Raw genomic sequence first — 11,395 nt, 5'->3', positions numbered from 1 at the left:
GCGATCACCCAGTCATCGCATCGGCAGGACACGGAACCTGGCCCGTTCGAGCCAGCGACCAGCGAGGCCCGGACCTGAGCGCAACCGCCGTCGTGCACGGGTCACACGCCGGAGGCAGGCCCGGATGCTCCAACCGCCGCCAGACGCACCCGCGGGAAAGCGACGCCCCTGCCGAGCCTCGTCGTGTACTCGACCAGCTCGATCCCGAGCGAGCAGGCGGTCGGACCGTCGTTCTCCATCAGGCGGCTCAAGAGGGTGTGGAGGTCGGACTTGCCATCCGTCAGAAGCGTCCATCCCGAGGTCCGGTACTCGAAGTCCCCAAGCTCTGGCGCGGCGGCCAGACGGAATCGGATGCGGATGTCCGGCCGCGGGCCGCGGTCGGCCAGGGCTCGGGCCTTGAGCTCCGCGATGCTTGTCGGGCAGCCGCACGGAGCTCCCTCTCGCTCGGCCGGGAAGAGGAAGAAGCGGGTGTCGCAGTGATGCGCGAGTCGTCCGTCGATCCACTGCTTCATGTCGAATCGGATCGAATCGACCGAGTCGACCACGATCGCCGCCTTGTCGGCCGCAGTGGACACGTGCACCGCGCCGTGGGTCAGATACTCGATCGGCGCTTCTCCTCCCAGCAGCGCGCGGATCACGAGGGCGGTCTCGGGAAGGCGGGTGGTGACCAACCAGGTGGCCCGCATCTCCACGCTGCGAGTACCCGACACGAGGTAGTTGCAGAAGCGGCCCGCACACGCTTCCCATACCCCTCCTGTCCCCCGGACACGAGCCACGGTCTGGCTCAGCACGTGATCAACACAGTCATCATCGACTGACAGCTTTCGACGGGCCTTCAAGGCGTTGGTCGACTCGACGAGGTACTCCTGGGGTCGTTGGGCGCCCAAGCCGAAGAGGATCCGCACAAACGTGGCGGCCTGCATAGGACCCGGTCGCACGGTGCTGCCGGACAGGTACCCGTCTGCCGGCCGGCGTTCAGACGCGCGAACGGTTCCGCTCCTTGCCTCCGACTGGTGGCTACCGCTTTGGACCGTCCGCTTGGGGAAACCAGAGAAGGACGGGACGCGTCGGCCCGGTTGCTGGCCGACGGTGGACACGTGGGTGCCCAGAGTCCGTTCAGCCAAGGCGTGGCCTTGCGTTGTCAGATGGAGTTCCAGCGTCAAGAACTGGGCTCATGGCTCAAGGGGGAGCACTCCTGGTGCCCCGCCAGCAGACGGGCAGGGCAGCAAGGGCCAGCCCACAGGGCCATCCGATGTACGGTGCCAAGACGTTGCACGCGTGAGCCTCCACGAGTCGGAGTGATCGACCTACCGGTACGGCAGGTCGGCGGGCGTCGGATCCTCGGCTTCTCGTGCCGACGACCAAGCCGTCCTCTCACCCGAAAGAAACGCATTTTTCCGGTCGATCCAAACGCTCGAATTTTGATTCGATGACGACTCGGACCAGTAGGACCGGCTCCGTCACCCCTCAAGGCCGGAGCTGCCCCGCCAAGAGCGCAAGGCACGTCTGCAAAGGCCGAGCCGACAGGTACACCAACCCTCGGAGGCACCACGTTGCGCCGGTCGTCGGCCCGTCAAAGACCCCGGCGAGGCCCCTCGGGTCACTCCCTGCTGCTTTCCTTTACGCGCCGACCGGAACGATCCCCCAGCTGATCCGACCCGGCGGGTGCCCGATCGTTTGTCCGGGTACACCCTCAGTCACCCAGCTCGAGTGCGATGCCTGTCTTCACCAGTCCATGGCCAGCTGCTGCGTGAGGACACACACGCTGGCGACGAGCAGAGTCGCTCACCTCGGAGAGACGCATCCACGAGAGGTACGAAATTGAGAAGACAGCCGCGACGACCCAAGAGCAGGGGACATTGGAGGAGATATAATGTCCTCCCAAATTGACTCCGCGACAGCGGCGAGAAATAACCGTGACAGCTTGACTGGGGGTCAAGGGGTCGCAGGTTCAAATCCTGTCGTCCCGACTCGGACGCTAGTCCAGAGTCGCAGTTCAGAGCCGGTGTCTGATTCATCAGACACCGGCTTTCGGCGTTTTTCGGCGCACTTCGGCTGGGAGCGGATTGGGAGCGAGGCTGGGAGCACTCGGCTCCCAATCCGCTCCCAAGTCAATCCATGTTGACCGCTATCGCCCACAACGGTCGAGATGCCCAGAGTTCTTTCGCGCGCGGCCCCGTCGTACCACCAGATCCCGCGCCACCTGCGGCGCTTTTGACGACGCACCATATGTTGTCAACTACACGAGGGTCGAGTTGAGCTCTTGACGACATGCGCCTGGGTGCACCTTCGCGCTCCCAACGACTTCGCCGCATTTCACACCACCAGCCCAAGAGAGGGCTCGCGGCACTGCCTGAGCAGCCACGACTGGACTTCATCGCGGCGAGCGTAGGGGGCACGTCGACCTCCGACTGGGCGCGGCGTTAGACGATCAATTCCAAGGCATGCCTGCGGAGGGCGCGTGGTGCGCCGCGGCCGCAGCCACCGCGAGTCGGTCAGGGGCGGTGATCCCTCCAGATGTGCTCCCCAGAGGAGCGGACCTACTCCGCACAGCGCCGCCAAGTGCGCAGCAAATCGATCTGAGGCGGGGCCGCCGGGCCCGAGGGCATTCCCGAGGGCCCAACGTGAGTCCGGCCCTGCGTGCCGGGCCTCGGATGATCAGAGGAGGGCTGCGAGCTCGGGATAGCGGTAGTACTCCTCACCCTCTGCAGCGAGAGCGTCAACGCGCGCGACGAAGTTCCGCCATGTCTCCGGAGCGGACGGCAGTTGCCGGGTCGCCCGGTAGAGGGTGACCGCGTGCCGCGGCATGGCGGCCGCCATCCGGCAGTCATAGGTCTCAGCCCAGGCATCCAGGATCGACGCGAGGTCCTGAGCGGTGAACCAGGGCGCGCAGGTGAGCACCGCGGCCTGACACACCGACTCGGCGGAGCGGTACGACGTCGCCCCTCGCAGCAGGTCGGCCAGCCGGGGCACGAAGTAGCGGCCGGGCCGACGACCGATCGCGGATGCCTGGTTCGCCTCGGGAAGGTCTTCGAATTTGGCCTCAAGGGCTGGCAGGGCCTCGCGGGCCCGGTCCTGCGAGACCAGCGACAGCACTGCGAGGTCTTCCGGCTTCAGCCCGCCGAAGGCCGCGAACTGCACATTGAGTGCGGCGATGACGCGATCCAGCTGCTGATGCATCGCCTGTTCGGTCACCTCCCAGAACAGGTCCAGGTGGCCCAGCCGGGCGGCGGCGCGCATCTGCACGGCCACGGCCTTCTGACTCAAGCCCGGCGCCACCTGGGCGAGCTGCTGTCTCACGAGCACACGGTCGCGTGCGGCGAAGGCGGCAACGCAGACCGCGCAGCGATCTGCCAGCTCCTGGGGGTCCAGGCCCTCGGCATCAAGTTCGAGCAGCGCGTGCTTGACGACGAGGTTGACCAGGCTGCGCCGGACGGCAGGCTTGACCCTGTCGAAGTAGGTGTGGGCGATGAAGTCCTCACTGCCTGGGAATGACGGGTCCGAGAGCAGGGCGATCATGCGCTTCACCACACTGCGGCCCTGGCTGGGGGCGTGGGTCAGCAGAGCTTCCAATGCGACCGCGAGATGCGCGCGGGCATCGTCAAGCGTGGGAGCGAACACGTCGCCGAGTGGGCCGAGGGAGGGGTGCGCGCACAGGTTGCGGTCGAGGCGAAGCTGGTCGAGCTTGCGCTGTTCGACCTCGTCAATCAGTTCCATGGCCAGCGCGATGCCAAGTAGTTGGCCTTCCACCTCCTGCATCGTCTTGATCGCGTCCTGGGTGACGCGACCTTGGACGCTCTCGACCCTGTCAACCAGGGTCTTGGCGTCCCCGTCGCCGTCTTCGGCGAGCCGGCGCAACTTGTCGATGATGTCCGCACACACGGCGGTCCAGGTCAGCACGATCGCCGCGCGCGCGGAGCCGGTGACGTAGCACCGGTGCGCCTCGACGACGAGCGGGCGCACGCCCGGCGACCAGCAAGCGGTGACACGCTCTTCCAGGCTGTTCAACTGACGCTGCTCTCTTCCTTCGGTGGATAAGATCAGGGGCGCGAGAGCCGTGGTGCGGGCCCCGGCCAGTCCTCGGGTAGATCGAATACTTCGTACATCGGTTCGGCTCGGCCGGGCCGGACGCCGGTGGATGTCACTTCCATCCGAGTGAGCCATCCAGGCTGCCGAGGCGGTGAGATGCCGGGCTCGGGTGTCGTCCAGAGGCGAGGGCGGACCTTGGCGGCCTTCCAGGGGGACAGGTCTTGGGCGGCGATGACTTGCGGGACATGACTGTGCTTCCAATGGCCCTCACCTCGCCAGAATCCGGGCGCGGTCAGCGTGACCAGCTGGGGCAGCTCCGTCACCGACTGGCGGCCGATCGCGGCGCCAAAGAGTGCTCGCTCGACGTCCTGGTCGTCAGTGCCGATCTCGGTGTTGCTCAGAACCGCGATGACGAGCGGACCGTCGAGCTGGTAGCGGTTGACCTTGCTGTCGAGCGCCATCGTGATGCGCATGGCGTCATTGGCCCACCCTCCCCTGACCTCCGCTCCGATGAGGGGTCCCCCTCTGCCGGGAAGCGGCAGAGCGTCGAACCCCAGTCGCCAGCCGTCCCACGCCCATGGCAACTCTCCTTGCGCTCCAGCCTCCAGCCAAATCTGCAGGGCACCCCTGAGCGCACCTACCTTGAGCGGCTTGGGACCGACCGAGTAGACGGTCATGCTCACCATCGAGTGTTCGCCGCGGACCGCTTCGAGAGCTTGCCGGACAACCCCGTAGAGTTTCGCCGCACGCGAGTCTTCTTCAGTTGATCCGGCCCGGACCGCTTCAAGGTAGAACCTCGTGCCCTCGCCCTCGATCAAGAAGTCTGGACGCTTGGTGCCACGCACTCTCGGATGGATCGTCACCGAGTAGCCGCTGGCCCGGTATGCCTCATGCAGGTAGAGCTCCCAGAAGGCGCCCTCAAACTGGGCATCGTCCTTGCTCTGCAGTCGCCCACGCAGATCGGCGTTCTCGGCCAGAGGAACATGGCCGAACCACCGCGTCATCAGGCTTCGGATCGCATCCACGTATGGGTCATCAGTTCGATTCAGGAAGGTGTAAAAGCCCTCGTCGAACCGCCGCACCGTGCGGTCTGTGCGTGGTCCAAGCCCAAAGAGATCCGTCACCCGTCCAATCCTCGCAGCCTCCCAAGCTCTCGCCTTATCGCCGCCAACGCGTACGAGTCCATCCACGTGCATCCTGACGACGATCCGCTGGCCGGACTGACCCTGCCCGAGCCGGGCACGCTGTTCAAGGCTCATCGACGGCATTCCTGAGCTGCGGCGCTTTGGGGAGCGACCAGCCAACACACGCACCCGGCAACGCCGGTGATCGCAAGATCAGGTGCCCACGGCAGTGCCCTGCACGGTGCTGTCCTACCCGCATTCTAGGATCGGACCGTGGACGCGCTGCCTATCCCCGATGACCTGGTCGAGTTGCAGCGTGCCGTGTACGCGGCACGCGCGCTGTCGGCGGCGTTCAGTAGCACCATCGACCGCGAACTCCGAGATGTCTTCCCAGGCGAGACACCTCACAGCGTTAGCGCGTCAAGCCAGTCACCAGAATCGCCCCGTGAGGTCGAACGAGATGTGGCCGTTCCCTCCCCTAAAGCGCCCTGGCGGAGTCGCTCTGCCACCTGGGCCGGGGTGTCGTAGTAGCCCGGCTTCGCCAGCAGTACTGAACTGAAGTAGTAGCCCTGTTCTTCGTCCGGTTCGTCGTCGGCCGCGAACGGTCGCCAGAAGCTCAGTAGCAGGTCAGGCGCGATGAACGAGGCCGGTTCGTCCGCGCTCGCCTCGATGGTGGTGTACTCGCTCATTCGCTCGACGACCTCTCGGGCCGGATGCGCGAACACGTCCAGGTCTCGGAATACGACGTGGTCCGTTGGAGCCGTTGGTCTCCACAGTTGGATGGCTTGAAGGGTGTTCCTCGTGCACTCGATGCCGATCATCAGGCCGCTGGGGCGGAAGACGTGCTGGCCTGGGCTGTCTGACTCTGAAATCGCCCTGAGGTCGCGGAGCGAGTCCAGGGCTGAGCTGGCCGCGTCCCTGGTCATGCCGATCAGCAGGGGGCCAACGCCAGTGGGTGGCGCAAGGTCGAATTTCATGCGGGCATGATGCCAAAGAGCATCCAGCGACCGAGCCCCGGCAGATTAAGCAGCCGCGATGAGCGGGCTGGGGAAGGCCACGGTTTCGTTGAACGGGATGTGCTTCTGGAGGCAGTGGTAGAGCTGGCCGATCATCTTGTTGAAGAGATTGCGCTGGGCGGCCGCGTGCCAGTCGCCGGCCTCACGGCGGCGGTCGTAGTGCGCCTTCGCTCCTGGTGAGCGCGTCAGTGAAGAGAAGGCCCAGAGGTGCCCGGCATGGTTGAGCCGGTCGTTCTTGACCCAGCGTCTGGTGATGCTGGACTTCTTGCCGGACGCCCTGGTGATGGGTGAGGCGCCCGCGTAGGCCTTCATGCCGCGGGCGGTGGCGAACCTGGTGTGGTCGTCACCGATCTCAGCGAGGATCCGGGCGCCGAGCTGGGGCCCCAGGCCGGGGAAGCTCAGGATGATCTCCGCGTCCGGGTGCCGAGGGAAAGCCTGCTCCACCGCCTCGGCGAGCTGGTCGGCTGCGGTGCAGGCGGCGTCGAGCTGCCGCAACAGGGCGAGCATCTGCTTGCCCAGCGCGTCCTCGACCAGAGCAGGCTGGTGCGCGTAGTCGCCGCGGAGGATCTCGCGGATGCGTTCTGCCTCGGCTTCGACACGAAGCTGGCGGCCGGCCCGCTTCAGGGCCGAACGCAGCTGGGCAAGCGACAACCGAGCCGCTCGTGACGGGGTTGGGGCAAGCTCCAAAAGGATGCGGGCCTCGGGGCGGCACAGACCGTTGTCCCACTTCGCGAACGCGTCGATGGCCGAGGGGAAGTACTCGCGCAGCAGTGAGCGGAGCTGGTTGGCGAGCTGCTGGCGGTTCCAGACGGCATCCTGCTGGGCGCGGGCCAGGACCGCGATCGCCCTCGCGAGTTCGCTGTCCTGCGGCAGTGGCCGGTGGGCGTGACGGTCGGTGCGAAGGATGTTGGCCAGGACGAGGGCGTCACCGGGGTCGGACTTCTTGCGGGTGACCGCGTGCCGGTCGCGGTAGCGGGCCGCGGCCATCGGGTTGATCGCGTAGACCTGCCGCTTCCCGGTCCGTAGGACGGCGACGAGCAGGCCGCGGGAAGTCGGTTCCCTCCAACTGGTGCTGTCACCCGACGTGCTTGCACAGCTCGGCGGCACGGACGTGGTCCGCGCCGCGCTGCGAAGTGCCGCGCGGTGGCCGGGGTGGAAGGAGCACGTCTACGGGGCGACTACATCCCTCAGCGCCGCGTCGACCACCGGGGTCGGTGTCCTCGACACTCGCAGGCCGCCGTACGCGTACCAGGAAGCAAAGTTCCAGGCGATGATGCGAATCGCGGAGACGCACGTGCGGGCGCTGAGAGGGATGGCGCTCCTGGACGACACCTGTGAACCACCTCCCGGTGCCCGGTCACTGCGCGGGACTCCGGTGCTCCAGACGAAGGAGTTCCTGGCGGCGGCGGCCGAGCAGGGACTGCTGGTGCAGCCATGCTGATGCCGCCCGTCGAACCGATGCTCGCGGTCCCGCAGCTGGCGCTGCCTCCTGAAGGACGCCCTTCGGCGTGCTGGTGGTGCTACACGGCGATCAGGTGCCACCCCGACGCCACCCACGTGGCGCGCAAGTGCGACAAGATGGCTGGCCGTGCTGACATCCCTTCTGCCCGGTCTGCGCGACCTGCGAACTCCTCTTGCCACTGGTTACATTTGGCTCATCTCTGCCTGCCTCGCCCTACGAGGTCACCTTCCCCACAACGGCGCGCTGGGCGACATCGCTACCCAACTGCACCACCTGTCGAAGTACGTGGGTAAGCCGACCACCCTGGCCGGACTGAGCTTCCTCGGATACGTCCTGGGCGCGACCCTTGAGATCAGTTGCCTGGCTGCATACAGGGGTGCCAATAGGGCACTTGTTGTTCTCCGGCGGAAGAGGCGCGTGCCATGGACGACGCTGGCCGCGAAGAACGATCTCCGCGCGTTTGCCATCGACGCTTCGGACACCCAGCCCGTCGTCTCGTTCGACGGGAAGCAGATGCAGCTCGCGGACGCGGTGGTGGATGTCGTCAGTGGAAGCCTGGAGCAGGCCGCTGTGCGGCTGCAGGCGAAGAACAAGGAGCTATACAGCGAGTATGACCGGCTGCGGTCGGAGGCTGACTTCAGGATCAACGTCGGCATCGCATTCACGGCTGCGACCGCCATCCTCAGCTGTACCTACGGCGCCCAACTTGCCGTTGCCGTGGTCGCGTCGGCCTTGCTCATATCCCGCGGCTGGCGGCGCTTTGTCCAGTCGAACGAAGTACTGGTTCAGGCACTGGTCTCCAAAGAGATCGACTCATCTGCGGCGGATTACCTGCTAAATCTGGCACGAGAATCCGCCCAGCAGCGGAGACTCATGGACGACGAGGAAGCCGCCACGAGGGCCAAGGCTCAACGCCGGTGGAGGAGGATACTCCCGAAGGCATGACCAGCGGCGTCAGGAGACCACCTGGCCGCGAGCCGAGCCGGGTAGGCTGAGACTACGTCGGCGGTCCCCAAGGAGCCGTGCGCGCGCGACGAGCGGATCGCCTAGGACGACCGGGCCGCGCTGGCCTTCGGTACCATCCCCGAGCGGATGCTGGCGTTGCGCGCCGAAGAATACTGGCCGGTGCTGTGCGAGCGGCGATGGAAGCGGATTCGCAAGGCTGACCGAAGTGGGCTGCGATGGTGGAGCGGATCACCGAGCGGGCTCCCCGCCGCCAGTCCGTCCCCGACCCGCGAATTCGCCTAGTCGCGGCGCTCGATGCAGGAGAGGTACCGCCCTGCACCCTCGGCCTGGATAGCATCGCCTCCACGAGGCTGGGCGTCGCGCGACGTCACACATTCAAGGGGGGAGCACGCACATGGGCGGGGCAGGTACGACGAACCCAGACCGGCAGGTGCCTTCGGGCGTAGGCTTCACAGCCGTCCAGAACGGCATGGACTACATCACCGTCGCGGTTCAGCAGTTGACGTGGCGTCCAGGAAGACAACGACTGCCGAACCCCGGACCTCAGCAGTTCAAGTATGCGGTGCTTCATCTGCAGGCGGCCGCCGAAATCCTGCTCAAGGCGATGCTGCTCCAAGAGGACTGGACCCAGATCTTCCGAAATCCAGAAGAGGCCACGCGAGAGGCACTGGAGAGTGGGGTTTTCCAGAGCTGCAACCGGAAGGACAGTATCAAGCGCTTGAAGCGGGGCGGCGTTGACATCGGAAGAGCTGAACAGGATCTGGATAAACTCGCGGCCTTCCGCAACCCCCTGCAGCATTTTGGTCTACCTGCGCCGATCGCGGAAATCCGGGCCCTTACGGCTTCAGTTCTGGACTTCCTGGTGTCCTTCGTCGACGAGACCCTGATTCCCCGACTCGGGGGCCAGGACGCGGGGGACGCAGAATTTGATCTGGCTAACATCGTCGATAAGCTGCCCGAGCTCAAGGAATTTATCACGGTGCGCATGAACCGCCTCCAAGGAGAGGGACTGCGGAAGCTGGAAATCCGGACCGTCGTGTGCCCCTTCTGCAAGCAGTGGGCGCTGGTCGTCGACAACGAAGGTCCCGGCTGTCTCTGCTGCACGCGCTATAAGAGAAACTGGGGAGAAAACCTGCCTGCGGATTACGCGGCGTCGGTCTTGGGCGTCACAACCCAGTTTGGGGAGAATTCACGGATCGCCGTTGCATGCCCACGATGTGGTGATCGCGCTCTCGTGCCCGACGTCGTGGTGGCGGCTGCCCGTGCGACGCCGCGCCGATTCTGCTTCAGCTGTGGCTCGACCGACGAAACCTGATCCGTGTCTGCTCTCGGGGGCAGAGCCCGGTCAAGGACGCAGGAGCCGTTGAGGCAGGCCTGGCCAATCTTGGGGGGAGACCGAAGACCACGTGCATCGGGTCGGCTTGGGTAGGCTGAAGGCCAGCGGCCTCCACCTCCGTTCGGGCCAGCCAACCGGGCTGGTCAGGCGTCGGCATGCCCCGCTCGGGCATGGTCCAGAGGCGCGGATGAACCTTGCCGACTGGCCAGGGAATGATCGCGGTACACAGCAACTGAGGCCCCTGCGGCGGCCCCGCTTCCATCGGCGGCCGCGGTCACACGATCTCGGCCTCGGCTTCGTCGACCTGCGGAACCCGGACACCGTGGTGAAGGAGACCGCAGCCGAGACCAGCGACGGCGGCCCGGCCGCGTCCGCTCACGGGGCGAACGCGGCCGGGGCCTCCTCACATCAGCTCTCTGGGGTGCCCGACGGTACGTCCGCGTACAGGCGCTGAACCTCCCAGGCAGCCGGCCGGCAGCGCAGGCGTTCCCAGCAACGTGCCACTTCGGCTGGCAGCATCAGCAGGCCGGCGGTGAGCATCAGGCTCGCGAGGGGCGCCGCCAGGACGTGCGTGACCGTCGCGTACACGCAAAGCGCGACCAGCACGCCTGCCAGGTTGAGCTCGCAGCGTCCCACCAGGGCGACGATCCGCCCCATGGATCGTGCCAGGGCCATTGGCCCTTCACGGTCTTCCGGCATGTGGGCCATACTCAAGGTTGTACCTCCTCATCCAGTTGGGTTGGTGCAGCCGTCGACCCCCGCCTCCCCTGATCAGTTGGAGGGGGTCGACGGAGTCTCACTTGAGCGACTCGGGCTCTCCCTCCGCAAGCCGCTCCAACCTGGTAACGCGACTGCTCAGCCCCTCAAGCCACTCGTCCGTCGTGTGCTTCCACTGACAGTCCGAGCGTGCGTCGAGCGACAAGCCCTTCGTCTCGCGCGACCCCAGAAAGTCCTTGGGGGTGGGGATGGTGCCGGCGTTCATCACGAACCACTTGGACCGCAAGTACGACTGCTGCATGTCCTTGACGATGTCCGCGGGGTCCCAGATGCCCCCGTCTCCTGAGTCCAAGACGAACACCACTGTCCCTGTCCCGTGATCAGTCGACCGGAGCCGCTCGTAGTCCGACCGCAGACCCATCTCGGCTCGTGAGGTGTCACCGCCTGCCGGATCGCTGGCTGCGGCCTGGGGCGCGATCTCGGCGGCGGCCTTGCGCAGGCCTAGGGCGACCTGCCGGCGACTGGTCAGCGTGTCGATATCCGCCCACGCCTCTTCAAGGCGGTACAGGGCCCTTCCGAGGCGGTCAGCTGCGGCGAACCCCGGCGTCTCGTCGTAGTCGGGATGGCCCGGGCCCCACGTGTCCAGGCTCGGCTTGTACCGCGTGATCGCCGTTGCCTTGCTGCTAACGCCGATCTTCTCGGCGACCGCATCCCAGGGAAGGCCCCGGAGCCGGTCGACGATGAC

At 66.2% G+C, this 11,395-nt stretch carries 9 protein-coding genes, 1 tRNA gene and 1 pseudogene; 4 read left to right on the top strand and 7 right to left on the bottom strand.

What is annotated here, in order from left to right; translation table 11 throughout:
- Window positions 1–101 precede the first annotated feature (101 nt).
- Entirely contained in the window at window positions 102–923 is an 822-nt protein-coding gene (locus TR50_RS43455) for a hypothetical protein (RefSeq protein ID WP_052441891.1), read from the bottom strand.
- Window positions 924–1,853: 930 nt separating this feature from the next.
- Here TR50_RS43455 and TR50_RS46385 point away from each other — a divergent pair.
- Window positions 1,854–1,969, top strand: a tRNA-Leu gene (locus TR50_RS46385).
- 689 nt (window positions 1,970–2,658) lie between these two features.
- Here TR50_RS46385 and TR50_RS41400 read toward each other — a convergent pair.
- The 4 genes and pseudogenes from TR50_RS41400 to TR50_RS41385 form a co-directional block, all read right to left on the bottom strand.
- The gene (locus TR50_RS41400; protein ID WP_042435532.1) at window positions 2,659–4,008 is read right to left on the bottom strand and encodes a hypothetical protein; all 1,350 of its coding nucleotides are present in this window, start codon (window positions 4,006–4,008) and stop codon (window positions 2,659–2,661) included.
- Window positions 4,009–4,040: 32 nt separating this feature from the next.
- Entirely contained in the window at window positions 4,041–5,153 is a 1,113-nt protein-coding gene (locus TR50_RS43450; protein ID WP_152648931.1) for a hypothetical protein, read from the bottom strand.
- A 404-nt stretch (window positions 5,154–5,557) separates the two neighbouring features.
- The gene (locus TR50_RS41390) at window positions 5,558–6,130 is read right to left on the bottom strand and encodes a hypothetical protein (RefSeq protein ID WP_201776942.1); all 573 of its coding nucleotides are present in this window, start codon (window positions 6,128–6,130) and stop codon (window positions 5,558–5,560) included.
- Window positions 6,131–6,175: 45 nt separating this feature from the next.
- Window positions 6,176–7,222, bottom strand: a pseudogene (locus TR50_RS41385) (IS110 family RNA-guided transposase); the annotation flags it as partial.
- Between the two features lie 16 nt (window positions 7,223–7,238).
- On the opposite strand from TR50_RS41385, the gene TR50_RS41380 reads away from it, so the two are divergent.
- From TR50_RS41380 to TR50_RS41370, 3 genes are all read left to right on the top strand, one after another.
- On the top strand, window positions 7,239–7,610 hold the full coding sequence (locus TR50_RS41380) for a hypothetical protein (protein ID WP_052441888.1): 372 nt from the start codon (window positions 7,239–7,241) through the stop codon (window positions 7,608–7,610).
- Window positions 7,611–7,757: 147 nt separating this feature from the next.
- Window positions 7,758–8,576, top strand: a complete 819-nt coding sequence (locus TR50_RS46380) for a hypothetical protein (RefSeq protein WP_152648929.1) — start codon at window positions 7,758–7,760, stop codon at window positions 8,574–8,576.
- A gap of 490 nt (window positions 8,577–9,066) precedes the next feature.
- Window positions 9,067–9,912, top strand: a complete 846-nt coding sequence (locus tag TR50_RS41370) for a hypothetical protein (protein ID WP_152648928.1) — start codon at window positions 9,067–9,069, stop codon at window positions 9,910–9,912.
- Window positions 9,913–10,341: 429 nt separating this feature from the next.
- Here TR50_RS41370 and TR50_RS41365 read toward each other — a convergent pair whose 3' ends face one another.
- Both TR50_RS41365 and TR50_RS47465 read right to left on the bottom strand, forming a co-directional pair.
- Complete coding sequence (locus TR50_RS41365; RefSeq protein WP_152648927.1) at window positions 10,342–10,641, bottom strand: hypothetical protein; 300 nt, start codon at window positions 10,639–10,641, stop codon at window positions 10,342–10,344.
- An 88-nt stretch (window positions 10,642–10,729) separates the two neighbouring features.
- On the bottom strand, window positions 10,730–11,395 hold a 666-nt coding region (locus tag TR50_RS47465), incomplete at its 5' end, for a hypothetical protein (RefSeq protein ID WP_042435520.1).

Source organism: Streptacidiphilus anmyonensis (assembly GCF_000787855.1).
GTDB lineage: Bacteria > Actinomycetota > Actinomycetes > Streptomycetales > Streptomycetaceae > Streptacidiphilus > Streptacidiphilus anmyonensis.
The sequence above is the reverse complement of the archived record's forward strand: the minus strand, read 5'-3'. Positions and strand labels throughout refer to the sequence as shown.